We start from the raw sequence: 23,729 nt of genomic DNA on the forward strand, positions 1-23,729 counted from the left end.
CAAAAGGCAGCGCTTGGGGGCCGTGTTCGGAGCAGACAGGAGCAGCCGGAACGAACCAATTCCCAGGCGTCACGAACGCATCGACTGCCCCATCAGGCACAGCGGTCCCGGCGCTGCTGGACTCGAGAAACGACACCAACTCGACCAAGACCGGACCAAACACCCAGCGAGAAGGTGCACGGGCAGGGCGGTGACCCCCTCCCGTAGGGCACGTCGACCATGCGGCGCTCGAACGCGACCTTGAAGCCGGGAGCGGCAAGGGAGGACCGCTCCAGCGCCGTGAGTTTCGCGTCGTATGCCAGGGTGGGAACTTCGCCCACCCGTAGGCGAGCGCCGCGAGTCGGTGCCGACCGTACTCGGCGTATCCGACGGCCAGTCGCGATCACTCGTACACCCATCCGCCCGGCCGGTCGGGCCACATCTCGGCGGGTGCCGACCGGACCGTGTCGACGTCCTCGGTCGGCAAACCGCTGTTGCGAACTCCTACTTCTCACCGCCGTTGACGCAGTGACTTTGCTGTGAACGTCGTAGTCGGCAGGTGCTGCTCACCCGTCGGCCGGGCGACGAGGAGTACATGGAGCGGATCGTCGATCTCCTGATGTACGGGCTTGTGGGCGGGGCGGACAACCGCTCAGCGTTCGCCCCGGCCCGCGGTCGTCAGCGGACGTGCCACCGGTTCGCCCATTCGGAGTCTGCGCGGGCAGAACGAGACGGAAGACGCACCCCTGGCCCGGCGCGGTGTCCAGTTCCAGGCGGCCACCGTGGCCCTCGGCGATGGCGGCCGCGATGGCCAGGCCCAGGCCGCTGCCACCGTAGGCCCGGGAGCGGGAGGGGTCGGCACGGTAGAAGCGCTCGAAGACGTGCTCGGCGTTCCGGGCGGCGAGTCCGGGCCCTTCGTCCGCTACTTCCAGGACGCTGACGGGCGTGCCGTGCGGCAAGGGGGGTGACGCGCTGGTGCGTCCCGCACGGTTCGCTCCGCAGGTGCCCACGCTCACTCGTGTCTCACCCACCCGGACATGGATCGGGGTGCCGGGCGGGGTGTGCAGGCGGGCGTTGGAGAGCAGGTTCTCGACGATCTGTCTCAGGCGGTGGGGATCGCCGGTGGCTTCGACCACCTCCAGTTCGCCGGTGCCCGCCGGGGTCGGCAGCGGCCCGAGGTCGACCGGATGGCTCGTCCCATGCAGCGCGGCGGTCCGCACGGCGTCCGCCGCCAGCGAGAGCAGGTCCACTGGGGCGCTCGCGTACGACGGTTCTCTGTCCAGCTGGGCGAGGAGCTGAAGGTCGTCGACGAGGAGGCCCATGCGTTCAGCGTTCTGTGCGATGAGCTGATGGGCCTCGCTCTCCTCATCGGCCGACAGGCGGGCTCGGCGAAGTGCGAGCTGCGCGTAGCCCTGGATGGCGGTGAGCGGGGTGCGCAGTTCGTGGCCTGCGTCGGCGACGAAGCGCCGCATGCGCGCCTCGGATGCCTCCCGCTCCGCGAGCGCCTGCCGCAGCCTCTCCAGCATGGAGTTCAGGACTCGGCTGAGCCGCCCGATCTCGGTGCGCGGATCGGTGTCGGGCAGCCGCAGATCGAGCTGCCCCGCGCTGATGCGTTCGGCAGTGTGTTCCATGCGCGTCAACGGCAGCAGGCCGAGCCGTACGACCCAGCGGCCCAGTGCGAGCAGTGCGGCGACGGTGGCGGCCAGCAGCACGGCGTCGAGCCACAGGAGCTTGGAGGTGGCGCCGTCGACCGTGTCCAGCGGAAGGGCCACGACCGCGTGCATGTTGTCCGGGCCGGAACTCAGCAACACCCTCCACCGGCTGTCGCCGCTGACAGAGTCCACCGTCTCCGGGTGGCCGTCCCGGAGACCGAGCCGCGCCACCGAATCCGCGATCCGAGGCCCTGGCGTGTCAACGGCACCGAGCGACGCGTCGATCCGGCGGCCGGAGGCATCGTAGAAATAGACGCGGAAGTCCGAGGGCAGGACACCAGGCCGGTCGCCGGGAACGGCCCCTTGGCGCGCGCCGAAGTAGGCAGGGGTGGGGGGATGAAAGTCGACGAGCTGCTGGTCGACGCGGTCCACCAGCCACGAGCGCAGCACCGCGAAGCCGAACACCTGGGAGACGACGACGGCGACCGTCGCCAGCACGGTGGCACCCAGGACCAGGCGTCGACGCAGGGATCCGGGCGGGCGGGGAAGGAGCCGTTTCACTGGCTCGCCGCCCCGCCCACCCCACCCATCCCGCCCGCCTCGCGCGGCAGCCGCAGGCAGTAGCCGACGCCGCGCACGGTGTGGACGAGCGGCGGATCGAAGCAGTCGATCTTCTTGCGCAGGTATCTGACGTATGTCTCGACGATGCGGGCGTCCCCGGAGAAGTCATAGCTCCACACGTGATCGAGGATCTGGGCCTTGCTCAGCACCCGGCCCGGGTTGGCCATCAGATAGGCCAGCAACTTGAACTCGGTCGGCGACAACGGAACGAAGTGCCCGGCGCGGTGCGCCTCGTGCGCCCCCTCGTCGAGTTCGAGGTCGGCGTAGCGCAGCACGGTCTCCAGCAGAAGGGGTTCCATTGCCTGGGTGGCTGTTCGGCGCAGGATCGCCTCAATGCGCAGGAGCACCTCCTCGATGTGGAACGGCTTCGTCACATAGTCGTCGCCGCCGGAGCTCAGACCCCTGATGCGGTCGTCGACGTCGGTGCGGGCGGTCAGGAACAGCACGGGTACGCCGTTCCCGGCCGCCCGCAGCCGCTGCGTGACCTCGAAGCCGTCCAGGTCGGGCAGCATCACGTCGAGCAGCACCAGGTGCGGCTCCCGCCGCTCGATCTCGACCAAGGCGGACTGCCCGTCCTCCGCTCCGCTCACCTCGTATCCGGTGAGCCGGAGGGTGGACTCCAACAGCGTGCGAATGCTGGGTTCGTCCTCGACCACGAGGAGCCTGTACCGCGCCCTGTCCGCGGGCTGCTCTGTCATCGTGCTGTGCGGTCCGTCCTGTTGCCGTTCACCGAGCGGCGCAGTCGTAGAGCACGGAGGCGCTGAAGAGCGCCGCAATGCCCGAGGTCTGCTGAGACGTCTTACTGCCTCCGTACGCCGACGCGGCAACCTTGGTGCAGTTCTTGGAGATCCAATCCGAGCGGTCAGTGGCCTTCCCCTGCGACATGCCCGGTATCGTCATCGCTTCACCGCTGGAGTTGTCCGATCCAAGGATGTACCGCAGCTCACCGTCCCCGGTCCACTTCTTCAGCTGGGCAACCGAGGGCGCGTCGTCGGAGCCCATAAAGCCACCCATGCCGATCACCGTCTCGTCACTGTCCAGGATGAACGCGTTGGAGGCGGTTGCGCCGCCTGACACAGCGAGCTTGATCCGCGCCTTGGGTGAGTGCTTCACGGCGTAGTCGAGCATCTTGCGCTGGTCGGAGGTGAGCTTCGAGCCGCTGGAACCGCCGAATCCGCCGGACATCCCGCCGGATCCGCTGGGGAGGGAGGGCATCTCCTGGCCGCCGGAGGCCGAGCCGGAGCCACCGGATGCACCAGGCATGCCGCTGGGGAAACCACTTGGCATACCGTCCTGACCACCACCAGGCATCCCCGACGGCATCCCGGAAGGCATCCCGGAAGGCATCCCACCCGTCGGCTGCTCGCCCTGCTGCCCCGAGGCGGAGCCCGCGCCGGGGAAGCCCTCCATACCCGACGGCATCCCGGAAGGCATTCCCGACGATCCCTGATCCCCACCGGAGCCCCGGCCTGGCATGCCGGACATTCCGAAGGCCGACTGAGAGCCCTTGGGGCCCGCCGTCGGGTTGCCGCCCGCCATGACGCCCGACGGGGCCGAGGCCGGCGTGCTGGCCGCCCACGCTCCCGGCGCCGCCAGCATCGACACCACCGCGGCAGCCACCCCGGCCTGGAGCAGCATTCCACCGCGCCGGGCCAGCAGGAGCGCGATAGCTGCGCAGCCGATCAGCAGCACGGGCCAGATCAGCCATCCGTGCCAGTCCGGCGTACGGCGGATGAGAACCGTCGCCCAGCCGACCGTCACCGCCACGGCCGCCGCGCCGGCCCAAGGAGCCCACGCCACGTCGGCTCGGTGGAGACGGATCAGGGCGGCCAGCATCCCCCCGCACAGGGCGGCGATCGCCGGGGCCAACTGGGTGGTGTAGTACGGATGGAAGATGCCCTTCTGCGTGGAGAACACGGCCACGCACACGATCAGCCAGCTCCCCCACAGCAGCCACCCCGAGGCGGGCAGCACCCCGAACGGCTCCAGCCGCCCACGGCGATGCAAGACCGTGCACGCCACCGCGAGCGCCAGGGCCACGGCACAGGCCGGCAGCAGCCAGCTGATCTGCCCGCCGACCTGGGTGTTGAACATGCGGCCGAGACCCGCTGTGCCACCGAACTGCCCCAACCCGCCGCTGCCGGTTTGCGACGAGCCGTCACTGGAGCCGAAGACCCGGCCGAGCCCGTTGTAACCGACCACCAGATCCCAGGCCGACCCGTCCTCGCTGCCGCCGATGTAGGGCCGGTCCCCCGGCCACAGCGCCACCATCGCAACCCACCACAGGGAGGACGCCACAAGGACGGCTCCCGCACCCAGCAGCCGCCCCACCCGTGCGGCCCAGGCACCGCTTCCCGCCACGAGCCAGGCGAGAGCGAACGAGGGGACCACCATCCAGGCGGCGAGCATCTTGGTGAGGAACCCACACCCGATCAGGAAGCCGCTCGCGCACAGCCACCAGGTCGCCGCCCGGCCCTCGGTCTGCAGGGCACGGGTGAGCGCGTACGCAGCCGACACCAGCAGCAGGACGAGCAGCGTGTCGGGGTTGTTGTCCCGGTTGATGGCCACGGTGATGGGGGTGAGGGTGAGCACCAGGGCCGCGAGCAGTGCGGCCTGCTCCCCCGCCCAGGGGCGCACGGTGCGGTGCAGCACGAACACGCCGGCCACGCCCTCGATCACCTGCGGGAGGATCAGCGCCCACCCGTGCAGCCCGAAGATCTTGCTGCTGATGACCTGGGGCCACAGCGCGGCGGGCGGCTTGTCGACGGTGACGACTCCGGCCGGGTCATAGGAGCCGAAGATGAAGTTGGTCCAGCTCTTGCCCATCGACTTCACGGCCGCTGCGTAGTAGCCGTTGCCCCAGCCCAGTGAACCGAGCGCCCAGCCGTACAGCGCGGTCGCCAGCAGCAGGATCGCGCCGAGCGCGGCCGGGGCGGCCCAGGGGGGCAAGGAGCGGGTGGGGGCATCCGGGGGTCCATCGGGGGCCGGCGCGACGGACAGGGTCCGGTAGGACTCGTTCATGGAAGAAGATCAGCTCTCGTCAGGAGTGGTGGTGGCGGTGCTTGCGTCCGGAGGCGGCCGTGCTGCGGAAGACGGCCAGCCTCAGCACGGCGAAGCGGACGGCAGTGACTGCGACGGACGCGGCGGCCAGAACGGCGGTCTCGGCGGCCGCCGAGGCCCCGGGATCGGCGTGCTTGAACCACAGCACAGCCCCGGAGGTGACCAGGTAGCCGAGCACGAATAGTCCGCCCGCCCCCAGGTGCGCACGTGCCGGCTCGGTCTGCGCATGCCGGAAGGTGAGGCGGCGGTTCGCCTCGGTGTTCAGGACCGTCAGTAACAGCAGCGACACCAGGTTGGCGGCCGCCGGCTGCCACCAGCCGCGCAACAGCCAGTACAGCAGCGCCTGCCCGACCGTGGAGGCGATACCGATCGCGATGAAGCAGCCCACCTCCCACGACAGCACGCCGCGCCTGGTGGGCGGCGCCAGGACGGCGTCCGGGTGCTCGGCGGCCGGTGCGGGGCGGCGGGGCAGTTCGACGCGGGCGGCGCCGGACGCCTTCAGGCGCGCCATCCGCCACAGCCCCTTGAGGTCGTCGGTGGCCGTGCCCACCACGTCGACCCGGGTGTCGACGTCCTCCACCCAGTCGACCGGTACCTCGTGGACGCGCAGCCCGTTGTGCTCGGCGAGCAGCAGCAGTTCGGTGTCGAAGAACCACGCGTCGTCCTGGGTCACTGCCAGCAGGGGCCGAAGCACCTCAGTACGGGCGGCCTTGAATCCGCACTGGGCGTCGGTGAAACGCACGCCGTGGGTGAGCCGGATGATCCCGTTGTAGCAACGGGAGATGAACTCACGGCGCGGCCCGCGCACGGTACGCGCACCCGGGGCCAGCCGGCTGCCGATCGCGAGGTCGGAGTGCCCCGTTGCGAGTGGGGCGACGAGCGGAAGCAGCCCGTCGAGACCGGTGGACAGGTCGACGTCCATGTAGGCCACGACGTCCGCGTCGCTGGACCCCCACACGGCCCGCAGGGCGAGGCCCCGTCCCTTGCGCTCCAGGTGCACGACGTCGACGCCGGGCAGTTCTTCCGCGAGGCGGTGGGCGACGCCGAGCGTGGCGTCCGTACTGGCGTTGTCGGCGACAGTGATGCGCCAGGCAAACGGGAACTCGTCGGTCAGCCGGGCGTGCAGGGTGTGCAGGCAGCCGGGCAGGGCGCGTTCCTCGTTGTAGACGGGGACGACGAACTCCACGGTCGTGGTGCCGGAGCCGACGCGCGCGGGACCGCTCGGGGGCTGGAAGGTGACGCTCCGGCCGGAGGCGCGGGTGAGGGCCGTGCTGTGGGGGGTGGGCGACATGGCTTCCTCAAACGAGAAGGGACACGGGGGCGGCTCCATTGCCTTGATCGCGTACAGGTCACGACTCTCACCCACGCGCCTGGGAGACCCGGGAGAGGAAAGCGAGAACTGACAGAGAGTCAGGTATTCACAGCCCCCGCCCCCGTTCCGGCGCAGGGAGTAGCCGTTCCCGGTCGGCCGTTCCCGCTCCCCGCACCGTCACTCAGGATCCGCCGCAGCCCACGGCACGGCGCCCGACAACCAATGGCTGATCTCTTTCTGCTGATCGTCGCTTCAGGTGGCGCGGCGGGCTGGCGACCGCGGCGTAGGGGCGGCAGCGGATGACGACCCGGTCCGCCTGCTCGGCCAGGGCTTCGACCAACGGCCGGGCCGCTTGACCAGCAGCGATGATTACTCGAGCCCCACAGGGTTCTCGACGGGTACGCCCTGTCCCTGGCCGCTCTGGTGCTCGGGGCCGGTTCTCTCGCCGACCGATTCGCTCGGCGCCGCACCTACCTGGTGGGCATCGGCGTCTTCGCGGTCTCTTCGCTGCTGTGCGCGCTCGCCCCGAACGAGCAGACCCTGATCGCCGCCCGGATCCTCCAAGACCTCGGCGGCGCAGCCATGTTGGCGTGCACCGCCGCCCTGCTCAACTTCACCTACCACGGCCATGACCGGGGCGTCGCGTTCGGCGAGCGCCGATCGCCGGCCTTGGGCGGGCGGTTACTCCATCAGCGCTCCCATCGCCCGATCGAGCAGGACAGCGAGGGAAACCGTGCCATCGCAGGCCACCCACCCGCTCGCGGCCGCGTCCAGGCAGGCGAGGGCGGCTGCGACCAGCGCGGTCGACCTGGGATCCTCCGGCCGGCCAGGACTGGCTTCCAGTCGCCTGGCGATCTCCGGCACCATCTGTTCCTGCCACTGCAACTTCTTCTCGAAGTGCCGGGCGCGCAGTGACGGCGTCTGCTGCAGCAGGCGCAGAAAGCTCAGTGTCTGCTCGGGTGCTTCCTCGTTCACCCGCACCAGGACGTCGAAGGCCCGGCGCAGCGCCACCCAGGGCCGCTCCTCGTCGGGGCGGGCGGCGAGGGCTTCCGCGACTTGCTGGCCATCGCCCTCCAGACCGCCCAGCACGATGTCTTCCTTGGTCCCGAAGTACCGGAACAGGCTGGCGCGCGACAGACCCACTTCGGCGGCGATCTGGTCGGCGGTCGTCCGGTCGAAGCCCTGGGAGGTGAAGAGCCGGAGCGCCACTTCGGTGACTTCCGCCCGGACTGTTGCCCGCATGCGTTCACGCAGACCGGGCGGCTTCGGCGGGGTGTGGTTGGCAGTGCTGGCGGAGTCGGTCATACAAGGGATACTACAGCAAAGACTCGACTTGAGACTCAGTCTCGATTGAGAGCAGCATCTCAACCGCCTCGCTGTGACCGGACAGAGAATCGTATTGAGACTTGGTCTCACTCGGGTGTAGAGTCTCCCGCCAGAGGCCTCATGGCGGACGGAGTGCTGCGAACCGGCACACCACCAGGCACGCCGCCTGCTTCTCTCACCCGACCCATTCCTTGAAGGAAGCTGCTATGACTACCGCGTTCGACCCGATCGACCTTGGCGGCAAGGCGCTGGCCAACCGCATCGCGATGGCGCCGATGACCCGCAGCCGCGCCGACGCTCCCGCAGCCACGGCGACGGAGCTGATGGCCACCTACTACGCCCAGCGCGCGAGCGCCGGCCTGATCGTCACCGAGGGCATCCAGCCGTCGGTCGTCGGCCAGGGCTACACCAACACCCCCGGCCTGCACTCCGCCCAGCAGGTTGGCGCCTGGCGGAAGGTGACCGACGCCGTCCACGCCCAGGGCGGCACGATCTTCGCGCAGCTGATGCACACCGGCCGGATCAGCCACCCCAGCCTGCTGCCCGACGGACTCATCCCCGTCGCCCCCTCCGCCGTCGCGGCGACGGGCCAGGTCTTCACCTACCAGGGCCCCCAGGAATACGTCACGCCCAGGGAACTGGCCCCCGACGACATCGCCCAGACGATCGCCGCCTTCGCCGACGCCGCGCGCAACGCGATCGCCGCCGGTTTCGACGGCGTGGAGATCCATGGGGCGAACGGCTACCTGATCCACCAGTTCCTCGCCCCCAACACCAATCTGCGCACCGACAGCTGGGGAGGCGGCGCCGCGGACCGGGTCCGCTTCGGTATCGAGGTCGCCACGGCCGTCGCGGAGGCGATCGGCGGCCACCGCACCGGCTTCCGTATCTCTCCGGGCAACCCCTACAACGACATCGCCGAGACCGACCCGGCCAACGTGCTGGAGACCTACACCACCCTGATCGCCGGTCTCGCCCGGCTGGACCTCGCCTACCTGCACCTGGTCGAGAGCCCGGACCGCGACCTGACTGCCCGGCTGCGCAAGGACTGGCCGACGGCGTTCATCCTCAACCCCTTCACCCACCCCGAGCCCACCGGCCCCGGCGCCCTCGCCCTCATCGAGGACGGCACCGCGGACATCATCGCCTTCGGCGCGCTGTTCCTGGCCAACCCGGACCTGCCCGCCCGCCTCGCAGCCGGCGGCCCCTACAACACCCCCGATGCGGCCACCTTCTACGGCGGCGACCACAGCGGCTACACCGACTACCCGGCGCTGCCCGCCGACAGCGCGTGACCTGAAAGGAAATCATCACCCGCGAGCATGGCGAGGCAGAACGCGGTGTTCCAGGCCGCAGTCCTTCTGATCCAGCCCGGTGCCTGATGGCGCCCCCCTCAAGAGAACGAGCCCTCGGGTGAACCGGAGGAGTGACACGGTGGAGATCGAGCTGCGGATCAACGGATCCGCCAGCGGCTGGACGTCTCGCCACAGGTGAGCCTGCTCGACGCGCTGCGCGAGTACCTGGGCCTGACCGGTACCAAGAAGGGCTGCGACCAGGGTGCCTGCGGTGCCTGCACGGTGCTGGTCGACGGTCGGCGGATCAACGCCTGCCTCGCTCTGGCGGTGCAGTACCAGGGCCGTGAGATCACGACCATCGAAGGGGTCGACCACCCGCTGCAGGAGGCGTTCGTCCGCACGGACGGGTTCCAGTGCGGCTACTGCACGCCGGGCCAGATCTGCTCGGCGATCGGCATGCTCGCCGAGCACAAGGAAGGCGCGCCCAGCGCGGCGACCGAGCACCTCGCCGACACCGGCGGGGAGTTGGACGAGACGGAGATCCGGGAGCGGATGAGCGGCAACCTGTGCCGCTGCGGCGCCTACAACGGCATCGTCTCGGCGATCAAGGAGGTCGCGAAGTGAAGTCGTTCTCCTACCTCAGCGCACCGGACACGGCCACGGCGCTGCGCACGATCGCGGACCACGAGCACGTGAAGTTCCTCGCGGGCGGCACGAACCTCGTCGACCTCATGCGGGAGGGCATCGAACACCCGGCGATACTCGTGGACATCACCCGCCTGCCGCTGACCGGGATCGAGGAACTGCCGGACGGCACCCTCCGCGTCGGCGCGCTGGTGACCAACAGCCGGCTCGCCGCGGACCCCCTCGTCAGGACCCGCTATCCGGTACTCGCGCAGGCCATCCTGCTGGGAGCGTCCGCCCAGCTGCGGAACATGGCGACCGTGGGAGGCAACCTGCTGCAGCGCACCCGCTGCATGTACTTCTACGACGAGACCTCGGCGTGCAACAAACGCACACCCGGCAGCGGCTGCGACGCGATCGCCGGGTTCTCCCGCGGCAGCGCGGTGCTGGGGGCGAGCCAGCACTGCATCGCGACGCACCCCTCGGACATGGCGGTGGCGCTGGTGATGCTCGACGCGGTCGTCGAGGTCGAGAGCGTGCGCGGAGTGCGCCGTATCCCGGTCGCCGACTTCCACACGCTGCCCGGCGACACCCCCCACATCGAGACGGTGCTGGCCGCCGACGAGCTGATCACAGCGATCGAGCTGCCGCCGGTGCCGGTGGCGGCGCGCTCCCGCTACCGCAAGGTCCGCGACCGTGCCTCCTACGCTTTCGCCCTGGTCTCCGTCGCCGCCACGCTGGCCGTCGAGGACGGCGTGGTCACCGAGGTGCGGCTAGCACTCGGCGGCGTCGGCACCAAACCCTGGCGCGCCACCGAAGCCGAACGCGCGCTGCTTGGCCGGCCGGCGACCGAGGAGGCCTTCCGGCGGGCGGCGGAAGCCGAACTCGCCGCCGCAGTGGGCGGACCGCAGAACACTTTCAAGATCGAGCTCGCGCAGCGCACGATCGTGGCGACCCTGCGGCAGCTGCTGACCGACGGGAGCGCCGCCTGATGCCGAGCTCAAGGGCAGTCCTTGTGAAGAACACCATCCCCGCCCGGCTCGCGAGACTCCCGCGTCAGGAGCTACCGGGCCGTACGGAAGAAGGCAGGGCGGCATGACCACGATCGGACAACCGCTCGACCGCGTCGACGGCGGGGTCAAGACGACCGGCGCCGCGAAGTTCGCCGCCGAGCACTTCTATCCCGACCTCACGCACGCCGTACTCGTGCACGCCACCATCAGCCGCGGCCGGGTCACCGCCCTGCACACCGACGAGGCGAGCGCGGTGCCGGGCGTGATCGCCGTCCTCACCCACCTCAACGCGCCCCACATGAAACCGGCGCAATTGCCCGGAACATTCAACTTCGCCGGTTTGTTCTCCGGGACCTCGGTGAACTACTTGCAGAGCGACGAGGTGTACTGGGAGGGGCAGCCGATCGCGGTGGTCGTCGCGGAGACCTCAGCTGCTGCCCGGGAGGCAGCCGCGCTGGTGCGCGCCGAGTACACCGTCACCCAGTCCTCGGTCGACTTCACGGGGTCCGAACAAGACGCACAGCCGCAACCGAACGACTCGTTCTTCCCCCGGGGAGCAACTAGGGGCGACGCGGAGGCGGCGCTGGCTACCTCGCAGGTGTCGCTGGACCTGCGGTACACCACCCCGCCGCACAGCCACAACGCGCTGGAGCTGCATGCCACCACCGCAGTCTGGGACGGCGACCGGCTGACCGTTCACGACGCGACGCAGTCGATCGACTGGTTCCGCACCCACCTCGCGCTGCGGTTCTCCGTGCCCAGGACGAACGTACGGGTGCTGGCGCCCTTCGTCGGCGGCGCCTTCGGCGGCAAGTTCTCGATCTGGCCCGGCACCATCCTCGCGGCGCTGGCGGCCCGGGCGACCAAGAGGCCCGTGCGGCTGGTGCTGTCGCGGGAGGCGGTCTACCGCACGGTGGGCGGACGCACCCCGTCCATCCAGCGGGTCGCGCTGGGAGCGGACCGTGACGGCAGGCTGACCTCGCTGCTGCATACCAGCGTCACCCGCGCCAGCGCGATCGGCGGTACTTTCGAGCAGGTCACCTCTGTGTCCCAGCATCTGTACGCGGCCGAGAACATCCTCGCGCGGCATGACCGTGTCCAGCTCGACCTGCTGCCCAGCACCTTCACGCGGGCGCCGGGCGAGGCGATCGGCACCTTCGCGTTGGAGTCCGCGATCGACGAACTGGCCTATGAGCTGGGCATGGACCCGATCGAGCTGCGCCTGCGCAATGACACCGCGGTCGACCCGATCGACGGCAAGAAGAAGTTCTCCCACCGCAAGCTGCCCGAGCTGTACGCGATGGGTTCAGAGCGGTTCGGCTGGCATGAGCGCAACCCCGAACCGCGTTCGACGCGCGAGGGGCGGTGGCTGGTCGGGACAGGCGTGGCCACGGCGTTCCACCCTACGTTGACGATGCCGGTCAACGTCATGGTCCGTCTGTCGGCCGACGGCAGCGTCCTGGTGCGCTGCGCCTTCCAGGAGATGGGCATGGGCGCGGCCACGGCCCAGGCCCAGATCACGGCCGACGCGCTGGGCGTGCCGTTCGACGCCGTCCGCGTGGAGTACGGCGATTCCGATCTGCCGATGGGGCCGGCCGCCGCTTCCTCCGTCCAGACAGCGAGCACCGCCGCCAGTGTGATGCAGGCGTGCGAGGAGCTGAAGCAGACGCTGAAGTCAATGGCCCGCAAGACCGGCGGCGACAGCCACGAGGAGATACTCCGGCGCGCGAACGTGCCGCACGTCGAAGCCAAAATCGGATCCGAGACGCGGCTCGGCCGCATCGCCGGGCGGGCACGGTTCCTCCCGGGCTTCCTGCTCGGGGCCCAGCGGTTGATCAAGGCTGCCTCCGGTGTGCAGTTCTGCGAGGTGAAGGTCGATGCGGAGACCGGCGAGACGCGGGTGTCGCGGTGGGTCGGGGTGTTCGACATCGGCAGGGTGATCAACGCGAAGACGGCGGCCAGCCAGGTGCGCGGCGGCATCGTGATGGGCCTGGGCCTGGCGATGGCCGAGGAGACCCTCGTCGACCCGCGCACCGGACGGATCATGAACCCCAGCCTGGCCGAGTACCACGTCCCCGTGCACGCCGACATCCCGCCGATCGACGTGTCCTTCCTCGGCGAACCGGATCCGAACACGCCCCTCGGCATCCTTGGCGCGGGCGAGGTGGGTGTCACGGGTGTCGGTGCGGCCGTGGCGAACGCCGTGTACCACGCGACCGGCAAGCGGGTGCGGGACCTGCCGATCACGCTGGACAAACTGCTCTGAAGCGATGGCGGTCGAAAAGCCCTCGTCGCGCCGTGCCCGTTCGGGCGCCTGCGGCGCGAGGGACTGAGCCGCCTCCTGGCAGATCCGCGCCATCCGACCACCACAAGAAAGAAACACCATGCTGGACATCGCGGACGAGCTGAACCGGTGGCTCGAGGAAGGACGCGACTTCGCCGTCGCCACGGTCGTGGCCGTCAGCGGCAGCGCACCGCGAGGGCCGGGCGCCGCGCTCGCCGTCGACGCCGACGGCACCGCCATCGGATCGGTCTCCGGCGGCTGCGTGGAAGGCGCGGTCTACGACCTGTGCACCCAGGCGCTCGCCGACGGCGAGGCGGTGCGCGAGCGGTTCGGCTACAGCGACGAGGACGCCTTCGCCGTCGGACTGACCTGCGGCGGTGTCCTCGACATCCTGGTCACACCCATACCCGCCGACGCGCCCGGCAGGAAGACATTCCAGACGGCGCTGTCGGCCGCCGCGCGGGGCGAGGCGGCGGCGCTCGCCCGCGTGGTCCGAGGCCCGGCAGAGCTCCTCGGACGGGCGCTGGCGGTCCGCCACGACGGATCCTACGAAGGTGACCTCGGCGGACGTCCCAGCCTGGACCACACCGTCGTCGACGAAACCCGCTCCCTGCTGCACGCGGGCCGCACCGGCACCTTCGACATCGCGGCGAGCGGAGCGAGATGGGGGTCCCCCCGGACGGAGTCTGGGGGAGGATCCCACTGCGAGCCGGACCTGACCCTGTTCGTCGAGTCGAGCGTGCCGCCGCCCCGCATGCTCGTCTTCGGCGCCATCGACTTCGCCGCGGCACTGGTGCGTATGGGCAAGTTCCTCGGCTACCACGTCACCGTGTGCGACGCCCGACCCGTCTTCGCCACGCGGACGCGCTTTCCCGAGGCCGACGACATCGTGGTCGATTGGCCACACCGCTACCTGCACCGTACCCAGATCGACGACCGCACGGTGGTGTGCGTCCTCACCCATGACGCCAAGTTCGACGTACCCCTCCTGGAGACGGCCCTGCGGCTGCCGGCCGCCTACATCGGCGCGATGGGCTCACGCCGCACCCACGAAGACCGCGACCGCAGACTCCGCGAAATCGGCCTCACCGACGCCGAACTGGCCCGCCTGCACTCGCCCATCGGCCTCGACCTCGGCGCCCGCACACCCGAGGAGACCGCCTTGTCCATCGCCGCTGAGATCGTCGCCGCCCGCCACGGCGGAACAGGTCTCCCGCTGAGCGGCTCGCACATACCGATCCACCGCGACCGAACCGACCTCCACGTCAACGGGAACACCTCACCCGCCCTGACGGCAGGGGTCGCATCTGCCGGTGCGCTGTCCGTCTGAGGGCCCTGTCGGAACATCCGCCCGGGCTCTCGTTCGCACGGCCGATCTCAGAAGGTTGCGGTGTCGATCACGTACCGGCAGCGCACATCACTGGCGGCGACCCCCTCGTACGCCTCATTGAGCCCCACATCGAACGAGGAGGCCTCCTTGTCCACCAGATCAACGCCCCTGCCGTCAACGGTGCACTCAAAGCATCGTGATCATGTCCTGGGCGCCGCTCCGCCGCAGCGTCCTGCCGACGGGCTGAAGGGTGTGCTGATGCCCGTTGTCGTCGTGCTGGTCATCGGCTCCATCTTTGTCAGCGTGTACCTCGCGGCTTTCCATGCACCCGAGCCGCACGACCTGCCGGTGGCCGTCGTCGGCACCGCACAGCAGACCCGGCAGACAGCCAACGGGCTGGAGCGCGGCATACCGGGCGGCTTCGAAGTGAAGCGGTATGCCGACAAGAGCGCCGTCGGTCACGCAGTGCAGGACCGCACGGTGTACGCCGCATACGTCACAGCCGCTGACGGCTCGCCCGAGCTGCTGTATGCCGGTGCCAACGGGCCGTCGGTCACCTCTACGGTCAGCAATGCTTTCTCGGCGGTCGCCAGGACGAGCGGGCGCACGCTCGTCGAGAAGGATGTCGTGCCCGCAGCTGACGGGGACACCCGCAGCATGTCGGTGTTCTACGCTGCCTTCGGTCTCGTCCTGGCCGGCTTCCTGTTCGGCATGATGACCTTTCAGATGGCTCCCCGCCTGGAATTCCGCTGGCGCATGACGAGCCTCGCCTCCTTCAGCGTGCCCGGGGGCGTGATCGTGGCCCTGCTGACGGGAAGTCTCGGCTTCGGTGCTCTGCCCGGTCCCTTCCTCGGGATTACGGGGCTCGTCGCTCTGATGGGCGCCGCAGTCGGCAGTGCGACGATGGCGATCATGCGGCTGTTCGGCCGGGGCGGCTTGCCGTTGGCCTCCATAGTCCTGCTCACCCTGGGCAACAGCACAAGCGGAGGCACCCTGCCGGCCGCCTACCTGCCCGGCTGGCTACGCCCGTTGTCGGAGATCCCTCCGGTGGGAGTCGGAGTACGCGCCATCCAGGGCCTGTCCCACTTCGACAACGACGGCCTCGTGCAGGGCATCACCATGCTGGCCGGGTGGACCATGCTCTGCGCCGGTCTCGTCTTCTGGCGGGACGTCCCAGCACGGCGTCCCACAGCGACAGCCCGACAGGCCTGACAGGCATCACCAAAGGGGTCAATACCCTGCTCTGACCCGCACCGCGCACCAGCAGCTGTCGGCCACTGCCAGGCCCTGGAGGGGCCGCCGAGCAGTGGCCGAACTGCTGTCGCAGGGTCGTGAACAGAGCCAGGCAGTTCTTCCCACAGGGGTTCAACACGCTGCACTTGACAGGGAACAGACCCGATCGGTGTACAGCTTGGTGGTCAGCTGAAGGCCGCAGCCTCCGAGCAGCAGGCCGCACGAGAACGTGTCGTGCTCGTGACGGCGGCGGAAGGCGTCCAGCTCGATCGCCTCCAGCGGCAGCATCAGCGGCTCCTCCGAGTCCGCGCCGCCCAGGACCGCCGTCTGAATCTGCCGCCTGTCACCCCGCACGAAAACTTCGCCCTTCATCCCAACTCATCCTGCCATTGGCGGCGTTGGCATCACAGACGATCGACCTGCTCACGTCGTCGTACGCAGCGGGGCAGGCTCGGCAGAATCAGCAAGCAGACGGCACCCGCCGAGCGCCTCGTCGTCCTCTGACCATCTGGTATCGCTCGGCGAAGCTGGGACTCCGCGCCGCTACGGCGGCGCCTGTTCCTCCGGCCAGATCAGGCTGAGGCGACTGAGGGCGGTCATCGGGCGATGACGATCGCCTGCGGTGTCAAATCGCAGGCCCGGGACAGGGATCACGCGTTCACCGCTTCTACGACCTCATCGTCGACCTCGGAGGCTACATGGCCTCCTGCATCGGCCTGCTCGCGGCACACGGCATCAGCAACCGCGAAGACACGCTGGACGACATGCTCGACACGGTCTACAACAGGTAGCTGGTCCTACTGAGTGATCGGAGAAGTGCCGAACGGTAGGGCGAGTACCCACTGTTGGTTTTCACCGCCATGGCCGTTCCACATGACGGGTCGTGTCTCCCATTTGGCGTCCCAGGGACTGTCGAGGACGGTGCCCGTGCCCTCGCAGCTGAGCGTGTGGGCCCGGCCATCTGGTGAGGGAGTGAGCCGCCATCGCCTCCACGCCACGTCACTCTGCTCCCACATCTGTGGCTGATGTCCGTCCCCCATGCCTCGGCCGGCGTCAAGGGCGAGACCGTTCGCGACGGAGACAATGTGCACCTCTCCCGCGTGGCCTGACGGCCGCAAGTACCACAGCTGGTGCGGTTTGCCGTGTGGCCCCCATAGATGCGGGGAGGTTCCCTGGGCGGTGCCGAGCGCGGTATCCAGGGCCAGTCCGCTGGTCACAGAAATGATCAAGAAGGGCCCGGCGGTGCGTCGATCACGTCGCCGAAACAGCGATTGAATGCTTGTCGTGCCGATGGTGAGGAACGGAAGGCGTATTTCAACGCTGATGTCACGATCTTCAGAAGCCACGGGCAACAGTATGGGGCGCACGTACTGGACCATGGCCGAGTTCGGGGTTATCTGCGGGGAAACTTGGCTCTCAAGATCCCCGACGGCATCACCTGCTTCGCCGAACGCCTGCCATCGTTGCGTCCGGCAGCGGGCCGGGCTCGAACCCGGCCAGGCCCGCGCCCTGGGTAAGACCGCTGAGCGACTCGGTCGGTCCATCGGCCGCGTCGACCGGTTCGCTGAGGGCGGGTAGCTGGGACGACCCCTTGTTGGAGACAGCTCCTGGGCGCAACGGGTCCCGCCACGCGCCGATCTCGTCGCAGCGGCGGGGCCCACTGGTCCGGAGACTGGTCGCCCTGCTGCCGGTGCCTGGGCGGCACCCAGCCGTACATCCACCACGTAGGGGTCCCGCGCGTGGATGGATGGTGTCCCGCCGGTGGTGCAGGCCGTGAGGATCTGCGCAGCGGGTCCGGCATGGACGAGCACCGTGGGGTTCGACATGACTGATCGACACCCTGGTCTTGATCGGGTTGGCTGGGTGGCATGCCAGAGCTGCGAACCGATCGTCTTCTGCTCCGCCGGTGGCGGGAGTCCGACCTCGAACCGTGGGCGGTCGTTCGCCCTCAGGGACGCGGCCAGGCCGTACGGCCGGCGGTTCGCCAACTCGACGGATTCACCCTCTCTGATGAGCTCCGCGATCAGCGCCGGGTCGGGGGCACAGGCTCAGTCGGCCGCGGCGACTGCGTCCCTGATGAGTCGGCCGGCGGCCGCGTCGGTACGCACAACGTCATGGGTCACCAGGCGGTCCTGGCACAGACCGCGCAGGCCGGAGACGAGCAGCGTGGCCACTGTCCGCGCCTGCTGTGCCGAGTGCCCCAGCCGGACGTAGGCCGCGGCGATCGGGCCGATCATGGCCTCGACCGTCTCGGCGGCGATACTGCCGTACTGCTCGGGATCGGTGGCGGCCAGGCTGAGCAGTTGCAGCAGCATGCGGATCGGCCCGGACTGCTCCCCGACGGTCATAGCCTCCCACAGGGCATCGGCCGCCTTGCGCAGTCCCGCGGTGTCGCTGACGCCGTCGAACATCGCGTGGGCGTCGGGGCGGCTTGCGGCCAGCACCTGAGCCAACAGATTCTCGCGGCTGCCGAAGTAGTACAGAAGCATGCGCTTGGTGGTGCCGATCGACTCCGCGAGCGGACCCAACGACATCTGCGCGACGCCGTGGTGCTGGAGGTGGTGCACCACCTGTTTCTGCAGTTCGGCACGTTTTTCGGCATTGATGGGGCGAGGCACATCTTTGACTGTACCGATCGGTACGCGTATGGTCCAGCAGACGTAGATGTGCCGATCGGTACATTTATCGAGTGGCGCCATGGCGACGGCCGGGCGCGGCACAGCCGAAAGGGACGCCGTGAAACTGGTTGGACCGCGAGAAGTGCAGGCCCTCCGGCACCGAAGAGGCGGCCGTCGGATCACCGGGCATCCAGTCGGCCGCGTGGTCCGCGAGCTCAGTGACATGGCTCCCCGTGGCGCCCGGGGTGCGGTTCTGTGAAACACCGGATCGAGCGTCCCCGCGGCGTCTCCTTGGTCAAAGTCCTGGCCGAGACCCTGACGGTTCCGGCCCTGCTCTTCCTCGGCCTGCTGTTCTGCTTCCCCATGGCCTTCCACCAGCCGCAGCCTGACCACGCGAAGCTTGTCATCGCTGGTGTCCCACTGGAACGCAGGGTCGACACCGCTCTGCAGAGCCAGCATCCCGGCGGGTTCGACGTCGCCGCCGTGGCAGACGCCCGGGAAGCTCGGAGAGCGGTGCTGGACCGGGACGCCGTGGCAGGCTTCGCCACGAAGGGCAAGCATTCCGTGCTGTACGTGGCGGGGGCCAACGGGGTGAGCCTCGAACAGTCGCTGACCAAGGGTTTCGCCCGGCTCGCGGCGCACGACCACCAGAAACTGACGGTCACGGACGTGGCTCCCACCGTGCGCAAGGACGGGCTCGGCACGACCCTGGTGTACTTCGCGATCGCCTGGAACATGCCCGGCTACATCCTCGCGACGTCCCTGCTGCGGGCGGTGACCCTCAACCGGCGCAGGAAACTGCTGATGGTCACGTGCTTCGCCGCAGTCGTCAGCGCTGTGGGCTTCTTCGTCGGTGTGGGGCTGGGCTACTTGCCCGACTCCCCCGCCGCCCTGGCGATCGCCTTCTTGCTCACCACGGCGGTGGGCACGTTCTCCCTCGGCATGGCGCCTTTCGTCAAGCACTTCTTCCCACTGGCGGGTCTGGGCCTGTACATCGTGCTGAGCGTTCCCTCCAGCGGCCTGGTCCCCGTCCAGCTGCTGCCGAGGTTCTTCCAGGTCCTGCACGCCGTCATGCCTCTGGGCAACGCGGTCGACGGCCTGAGAGGGGTCCTGTACTTCGACGACGCGGGTGTACTCAAGCCGGTCCTCGTGCTGTGCGCATGGATCGCGGCAGGCATGACCCTGCTGGGACTCGACGCGTGGCGGCACCACCGCGTGGCCGCACGGCAGCTAGCCGAGGACGAGCAGGAGGACGTTCCGGAACCGCCGGTGGAGGACCCCTCCGTGGAGGCGCCCGTACCCACCGCGCTTCCGGTCCGTCCCCATCACTTCGGCGAGTTGTTGCCGATGCTGGAGGGCTTCGTCCGCGACAGCGAACAGCAGCCCGTCCGCCATGCCGCCGTGACCGTCATGGACACCAGCGGCCGGCAGCTGGTGCGGACCACCACCAACCCGCGGGGCGAGTACGCGGTGACCGGTCTGCCCGAGGGATACGTCAGTGTCGTGGTCTCACACCCCGGCCGAGACCCACTGGTCCACCGGAAACTGATGCAGTCCGGTGTGGCGGTCCGGGCCGACTTCACCCTGCACGACCGGTGCAACCGGACGTCTCGCGCGGCGGCTCACCCCCTCGATCTCGAACCCACGGGACGCGGATCCTGAGGAGCTGACTGCCTGCCGCCCGGCATCCGGTGACCCGCGCCACCGCAGTGCGGGCCATGAGGGAGGCACTGCGCGCCCCGGCCCTCGGATCTGCCGCAACGCGGAACGTGGAGCAATCGATTCCATGTCAGCAGCATTCCCGCGCGTGGCCCCGATGGGCCCGTGCCCCGTGCTGAGAACGCGGCCCGGTCCGGGCGCAGCCAAGGCCCCTGAGGCGCAGCGACAGGAACCTCGCGGCCGGCGCCGTCGTTCTCGAAGGAGTTCCGCCGATGAAGACCGTCACCCGTTGGATCGCAGGCAAGCCCCACGGAGGCGCACCGCGACGAGGTGGCGCAGTACGTCGCTCGCGCGGCCGGCCAGGGAGCCGACGTGGTGCTCGACGGCTGCGGCGTCACTGTCGAGGGCCCGGAGAACGGGCACTGGATGGGCATCTCGCTCCTCGACAGGGTCAGCGCGGACTCGGACGCGTACCGCAACGAGATCTTCGGTCCGGTCCTGTGCGTGCTCCGGTCAAAGACCTACGAGGATGCCATGAACATCGTCAACGGCTCCCCGTTCGGCAACGCCGGCGCCGTCTTCACCCGCAACGGCGGCACGGCCCGCCGGTTCCAGCTGGAGGTCGAGGTCGGGAGGGTCTGCGTGAACATGCCGATGCCGCTGCGGGTGGGCAACCACTCCTTCGGCGGCTGGAAGGACTCGGCCTTCGGCGAGCACCGTATGTACGGCAGCGAAGTCGTGCACTTCTACACGCGCGGCAAGGTCATCACGAGTCGCCGGCCTGATCCTGCCGAGACGGCGTCCGGTCCGGACCTGAGCTTCCGTGTGCCCCGCTGACGCCCGCTCAGACGGCCGTTCGGTCCCCGGGTTGCCGCTACGGCCGCAGGCCTGGTCCCGGGGCGGTCGGATTTCCGGGAACAGTGAGGCTTGCGTGGCGGTGAAGTACCACGCCGTCGCGCACCCGCGGAAGGCAGCCGGAGGCGAGGTCTCTTTCGCCAGACGTAATCGGAAGAGGGGTGCGCGATCGACGCGGGCCCGGATGGAGGCAGACATATGTCCCAGAAGAACCACGCCACGGTGGCGGTCACCGGGGTGACCGGGGCGCTGGGCAGCCGGATCGCGGCCCGGCTCGCCGACCGCGGCGTCCCACAACTCCTCGTCGGGCGCAGGCCCGACCGCATGCCCGAACTGCCTGGCGCCCAGCGACGCGGCCCGGCCGCCTACGCCGACGCCTCCGCCATGCGCAAGGCGCTCGAGGGCGCGTCGACCCTCGTCCTGGTCTCCGCACATCGCACGGTCCGCCGACTGGAGGAGCACGCCAGTGCGGTCGAGGCCGCGATCGCGGTCGGCGTGGACCGGGTTCTGTATGTGTCCCTCGTCGGTGCGGCGCCCACCGCCACGTACCTCAACGCCCGCGACCAGTGGCTGACCGAACAGTTCCTGGCAGGGGCCGGGATCCGGCACACGGTACTCCGGGCCGGCTTCTACACCTCGACGCCCGCCGCCCTCGCCGACGAGGAATTCGTCGTCGGCGGCCCCGCACCGACCGGGCGGGCCGCCTTTGTCACCCATGAGGACATCGCCGACGTGATCACGGCCGTCGCCCTCGACGAGGGGCCCCGCTCCGAGCACGACGGCGTGACCCTTGAGATCACCGGCCCCGAGGCCCTGACCCTCGACGAAGCGGTCACCCGGATCGCCGCAGCCACCGGCCGGCCCTACCGCTACGAACCCGAGACTCTCGAAGAAGCCTTCACGCGGCGATGGCGACGGGGCATGAGCGGGGAACAGATCGAAACCTGGATCTCGTGGTACCAGGCGATCGAGAAGGGCGAGATTTCCACAGTCACCGACGTCGTCCCACGGATCACCGGCTCACCGGCGACCCCGGTCTCGGACGCGGCCTGGTGGCCCGCACCGAACACCGCGCGCGGCACCGCCGAGCTCGGGCGAGGCCGAAGCTGAGGGCCACCGCTGTCAGGCGGCGAATCGGTCGGGGTCGGCGCCCTGCCAATCCGCCGCCCAGGGCTCCGGCGGCTCGATCAGCGACTGCCCGAGAGCGAGCCGCCCGTAGAGCTCCGCACAGAGACGGACCGTGACGGGATCCACGCGCCGACGCAGCATGTGGGGCGGCGCAGCTCGGCCGGTCCGCTCACGCCCGGCGAGGCGATGATCGTTTGATTTCGGCCTTCCGGGCAGAGCAGACCGAAAAGGAACTGTCCACATCGCGCGAACTGGTGACTCACTCGACTGTCAGATCCCGGATGAAGCCTGCAATGGGTACCCGCAGCGGTTCCCACCCGCCCAGGTTGCGTCCAGGCAAGTGGTGTACGGATTCGACCTGATCCGGGGGTTTGCTCCGGCATCGGGACGATCCCCGCATAGACGAACGGCCACCGGCTGATCTTCGAAGTGTCGAAGCCTCGAAGGAGATCAGCACGATGACCGCACCCGAAAGTGTGCCCTTGCACGCCCTCGCGGAAGACAACCTCGCCGCGGCGAGTCCCGATCTGCTGCGCGCGATGGTCAAGACGTTCGCCGCCGCGCTCATGTCCGCGGAGGCCGACGCCCTCTGCAACGCCGAATACGGGCAGGCCAGCGACGAACGCGTCAACCACCGCAACGGCTACCGCCCACGCGAGTGGGACACCCGCGCCGGCACCGTCGAACTCACCGTCCCCAAGCTGCGCCAGGGCAGTTACTTCCCGCACTGGCTCCGCTTGTGGTTGACCCGCTCGCCCGCCTCGCGGAGCTCGGCGGTGATCCTGGGGACGCCGTAGGTGCCGTCCGACTCGCGGTGCACGGACCGTATCCGGGCGGCGAGGCGGGCGTCGGCCGCCTGCCGGGCGGCCCGGTCCGCGGCCGTGCGAAGCCAGTAGTAGAAGCTGGAGCAATGCGATGCCCACGATGGTGCACAGCCGCTTCACGCCGTAACGGCGCTGATGGTCGGCGACGAACTGGAAGCGGTTCACCGGCGCGTCTCCCCGGCGAAATACTTCGCCGCCTTCCGTAGGATCTCACGCTCTTCCTCCAGCTCACGCACCTTCTTGCGCAGAGCGGCGTTCTCCGCCCCCAACGGCGCCGGCGGCTCGGTCGGCACCTCCGCCCGGCGGCCCCGGGGCCGGCTCGCTCCGGCCGCCCGGACCCATCCTGTACCCCGTCGTGGTGAGTTGCCGATGCTCTGGCAGCGACGGCTAGGCTTTCCGGGTGCCATCCGTGAACCTGCGTCATTCAGTTCGCGCGATCATCCTCGACGAAGATGACCGCATCCTCCTGTGCCGATTTGCGATCCCGGACCCGGCGGGGACAATCGTGTGGGCGGCTCCCGGCGGAGGGATCGAACCAGGCGAGACGCCGCTTGGCGCGTTGCGTCGCGAAGTGCGGGAAGAGGTCGGTCTCATGATCGAGACAGACCCGCCGCATGTGTGGCACCAGGAAGTCGTGGCGCCGGGTCACGCAGCGGGCTACGACGGAGTAGTCAATGATTACTTCCTCGTGCGCACTGCGCTGTTCGAGCCTCGCGGGGCCATGTCTGACGACCAGCTCGCAGCAGAGAACATCACTGGGCTGAAGTGGTGGTCCCTGCCAGACGTCGCCGGTCATCACGGTCCGGATCTGTTCTCTCCCCGGGACCTCGCCGGACCGTTGGGAGCATTGATCACCTCAGGAGCTCCGACGGAGCCGGTGCCGCTCGGTCTGTGAACGGCGAACCGGTCCGTCACA

At 69.4% G+C, this 23,729-nt stretch carries 19 protein-coding genes and 2 pseudogenes; 12 read left to right on the top strand and 9 right to left on the bottom strand.

What is annotated here, in order from left to right:
* Positions 1 to 545 precede the first annotated feature (545 nt).
* From OHB00_RS01960 to OHB00_RS01975, 4 genes are read right to left on the bottom strand one after another with little or no spacing between them, the layout of a single operon-like run.
* Positions 546 to 2,192, bottom strand: coding sequence for a sensor histidine kinase (locus tag OHB00_RS01960; RefSeq protein ID WP_406430549.1), 1,647 nt, complete (start codon positions 2,190 to 2,192; stop codon positions 546 to 548).
* Positions 2,189 to 2,950 (bottom strand): response regulator transcription factor, encoded by a 762-nt coding sequence (locus OHB00_RS01965; protein WP_406430551.1) that lies wholly within the window; start codon positions 2,948 to 2,950, stop codon positions 2,189 to 2,191. The genes OHB00_RS01960 and OHB00_RS01965 overlap by 4 nt, the downstream gene beginning before the upstream one ends.
* A 28-nt stretch (positions 2,951 to 2,978) precedes the next feature.
* On the bottom strand, positions 2,979 to 5,273 hold the full coding sequence (locus tag OHB00_RS01970) for an ArnT family glycosyltransferase (protein ID WP_406430553.1): 2,295 nt from the start codon (positions 5,271 to 5,273) through the stop codon (positions 2,979 to 2,981).
* Positions 5,274 to 5,292: 19 nt separating this feature from the next.
* A complete protein-coding gene (locus OHB00_RS01975) occupies positions 5,293 to 6,603 on the bottom strand; it encodes a dolichyl-phosphate beta-glucosyltransferase (protein ID WP_406430555.1) in 1,311 nt (436 codons plus the stop codon).
* A 426-nt stretch (positions 6,604 to 7,029) separates the two neighbouring features.
* Here OHB00_RS01975 and OHB00_RS01980 point away from each other — a divergent pair.
* Positions 7,030 to 7,263 (top strand): annotated as a pseudogene (locus OHB00_RS01980) (MFS transporter); the annotation flags it as partial.
* A gap of 42 nt (positions 7,264 to 7,305) precedes the next feature.
* Here OHB00_RS01980 and OHB00_RS01985 read toward each other — a convergent pair.
* Positions 7,306 to 7,929 carry a TetR family transcriptional regulator gene (locus OHB00_RS01985; RefSeq protein WP_406430557.1) on the bottom strand — a complete coding sequence of 208 codons (624 nt, stop codon included), beginning with the start codon at positions 7,927 to 7,929 and terminating at the stop codon, positions 7,306 to 7,308.
* A 227-nt stretch (positions 7,930 to 8,156) separates the two neighbouring features.
* Here OHB00_RS01985 and OHB00_RS01990 point away from each other — a divergent pair, with 227 nt between their 5' ends.
* The 6 genes from OHB00_RS01990 to OHB00_RS02015 all read left to right on the top strand — a co-directional run bounded on the left by OHB00_RS01990 (position 8,157) and on the right by OHB00_RS02015 (position 15,708).
* Positions 8,157 to 9,245, top strand: a complete 1,089-nt coding sequence (locus tag OHB00_RS01990; protein WP_406430559.1) for an alkene reductase — start codon at positions 8,157 to 8,159, stop codon at positions 9,243 to 9,245.
* A 195-nt stretch (positions 9,246 to 9,440) separates the two neighbouring features.
* On the top strand, positions 9,441 to 9,869 hold the full coding sequence (locus tag OHB00_RS01995) for a 2Fe-2S iron-sulfur cluster-binding protein (protein WP_406430561.1): 429 nt from the start codon (positions 9,441 to 9,443) through the stop codon (positions 9,867 to 9,869).
* Positions 9,866 to 10,861: an FAD binding domain-containing protein gene (locus OHB00_RS02000; RefSeq protein WP_406430563.1), complete on the top strand. Its 996-nt coding sequence runs from the start codon at positions 9,866 to 9,868 to the stop codon at positions 10,859 to 10,861. Before OHB00_RS01995 ends, OHB00_RS02000 begins: the two co-directional genes overlap by 4 nt.
* A 103-nt stretch (positions 10,862 to 10,964) precedes the next feature.
* On the top strand, positions 10,965 to 13,148 hold the full coding sequence (locus OHB00_RS02005; protein WP_406430565.1) for a xanthine dehydrogenase family protein molybdopterin-binding subunit: 2,184 nt from the start codon (positions 10,965 to 10,967) through the stop codon (positions 13,146 to 13,148).
* A 118-nt stretch (positions 13,149 to 13,266) separates the two neighbouring features.
* Positions 13,267 to 14,496, top strand: a complete 1,230-nt coding sequence (locus OHB00_RS02010) for an XdhC family protein (RefSeq protein ID WP_406430567.1) — start codon at positions 13,267 to 13,269, stop codon at positions 14,494 to 14,496.
* A gap of 147 nt (positions 14,497 to 14,643) precedes the next feature.
* On the top strand, positions 14,644 to 15,708 hold the full coding sequence (locus OHB00_RS02015; protein WP_406430569.1) for an ABC transporter permease: 1,065 nt from the start codon (positions 14,644 to 14,646) through the stop codon (positions 15,706 to 15,708).
* Positions 15,709 to 15,861: 153 nt separating this feature from the next.
* Here the strand turns inward: OHB00_RS02015 and OHB00_RS02020 are convergent, their stop codons facing one another.
* The 3 genes from OHB00_RS02020 to OHB00_RS02030 all read right to left on the bottom strand — a co-directional run bounded on the left by OHB00_RS02020 (position 15,862) and on the right by OHB00_RS02030 (position 18,347).
* A complete protein-coding gene (locus OHB00_RS02020) occupies positions 15,862 to 16,017 on the bottom strand; it encodes a hypothetical protein (RefSeq protein ID WP_406430571.1) in 156 nt (51 codons plus the stop codon).
* A 509-nt stretch (positions 16,018 to 16,526) separates the two neighbouring features.
* Positions 16,527 to 17,555 (bottom strand): RICIN domain-containing protein, encoded by a 1,029-nt coding sequence (locus tag OHB00_RS02025; RefSeq protein ID WP_406430572.1) that lies wholly within the window; start codon positions 17,553 to 17,555, stop codon positions 16,527 to 16,529.
* 222 nt (positions 17,556 to 17,777) lie between these two features.
* Positions 17,778 to 18,347, bottom strand: coding sequence for a TetR family transcriptional regulator (locus tag OHB00_RS02030; RefSeq protein WP_406430574.1), 570 nt, complete (start codon positions 18,345 to 18,347; stop codon positions 17,778 to 17,780).
* A gap of 255 nt (positions 18,348 to 18,602) precedes the next feature.
* Between OHB00_RS02030 and OHB00_RS02035 the strand changes: the two genes are divergently transcribed.
* The 3 genes and pseudogenes from OHB00_RS02035 to OHB00_RS02045 all read left to right on the top strand — a co-directional run bounded on the left by OHB00_RS02035 (position 18,603) and on the right by OHB00_RS02045 (position 21,971).
* On the top strand, positions 18,603 to 20,009 hold the full coding sequence (locus OHB00_RS02035) for a carboxypeptidase regulatory-like domain-containing protein (RefSeq protein ID WP_406430576.1): 1,407 nt from the start codon (positions 18,603 to 18,605) through the stop codon (positions 20,007 to 20,009).
* A gap of 306 nt (positions 20,010 to 20,315) precedes the next feature.
* Positions 20,316 to 20,843 (top strand): annotated as a pseudogene (locus tag OHB00_RS02040) (aldehyde dehydrogenase family protein); the annotation flags it as partial.
* Between the two features lie 216 nt (positions 20,844 to 21,059).
* Positions 21,060 to 21,971, top strand: coding sequence for an NAD(P)H-binding protein (locus OHB00_RS02045; protein WP_406430577.1), 912 nt, complete (start codon positions 21,060 to 21,062; stop codon positions 21,969 to 21,971).
* Between the two features lie 12 nt (positions 21,972 to 21,983).
* On the opposite strand, the gene OHB00_RS02050 is transcribed toward OHB00_RS02045, so the two are convergent.
* Entirely contained in the window at positions 21,984 to 22,115 is a 132-nt protein-coding gene (locus OHB00_RS02050) for a hypothetical protein (protein ID WP_406430579.1), read from the bottom strand.
* Positions 22,116 to 22,447: 332 nt separating this feature from the next.
* Here OHB00_RS02050 and OHB00_RS02055 point away from each other — a divergent pair, with 332 nt between their 5' ends.
* Together OHB00_RS02055 and OHB00_RS02060 are read left to right on the top strand one after the other, a co-directional pair.
* Positions 22,448 to 22,786: a transposase gene (locus tag OHB00_RS02055; protein ID WP_406430581.1), complete on the top strand. Its 339-nt coding sequence runs from the start codon at positions 22,448 to 22,450 to the stop codon at positions 22,784 to 22,786.
* Positions 22,787 to 23,222: 436 nt separating this feature from the next.
* Positions 23,223 to 23,708: an NUDIX hydrolase gene (locus OHB00_RS02060; RefSeq protein ID WP_406430583.1), complete on the top strand. Its 486-nt coding sequence runs from the start codon at positions 23,223 to 23,225 to the stop codon at positions 23,706 to 23,708.
* Positions 23,709 to 23,729: the final 21 nt, after the last annotated feature.

It is taken from the genome of Streptomyces sp. NBC_00631, from assembly GCF_045206895.1.
In the GTDB taxonomy this organism is placed as follows: Bacteria; Actinomycetota; Actinomycetes; order Streptomycetales; family Streptomycetaceae; genus Streptomyces.

Coding starts and splice junctions, on each gene's coding strand:
- OHB00_RS01965 (WP_406430551.1), bottom strand. CDS start 2,950: ATGACAGAGCAGCCCGCGGACAGGGCGCGGTACAGGCTCCTCGTGGTC.
- OHB00_RS01970 (WP_406430553.1), bottom strand. CDS start 5,273: ATGAACGAGTCCTACCGGACCCTGTCCGTCGCGCCGGCCCCCGATGGA.
- OHB00_RS01975 (WP_406430555.1), bottom strand. CDS start 6,603: ATGTCGCCCACCCCCCACAGCACGGCCCTCACCCGCGCCTCCGGCCGG.
- OHB00_RS01985 (WP_406430557.1), bottom strand. CDS start 7,929: ATGACCGACTCCGCCAGCACTGCCAACCACACCCCGCCGAAGCCGCCC.
- OHB00_RS01990 (WP_406430559.1), top strand. CDS start 8,157: ATGACTACCGCGTTCGACCCGATCGACCTTGGCGGCAAGGCGCTGGCC.
- OHB00_RS02005 (WP_406430565.1), top strand. CDS start 10,965: ATGACCACGATCGGACAACCGCTCGACCGCGTCGACGGCGGGGTCAAG.
- OHB00_RS02010 (WP_406430567.1), top strand. CDS start 13,267: ATGCTGGACATCGCGGACGAGCTGAACCGGTGGCTCGAGGAAGGACGC.
- OHB00_RS02020 (WP_406430571.1), bottom strand. CDS start 16,017: ATGCTGCCGCTGGAGGCGATCGAGCTGGACGCCTTCCGCCGCCGTCAC.
- OHB00_RS02025 (WP_406430572.1), bottom strand. CDS start 17,555: ATGTCGAACCCCACGGTGCTCGTCCATGCCGGACCCGCTGCGCAGATC.
- OHB00_RS02045 (WP_406430577.1), top strand. CDS start 21,060: ATGTCCCAGAAGAACCACGCCACGGTGGCGGTCACCGGGGTGACCGGG.
- OHB00_RS02055 (WP_406430581.1), top strand. CDS start 22,448: ATGACCGCACCCGAAAGTGTGCCCTTGCACGCCCTCGCGGAAGACAAC.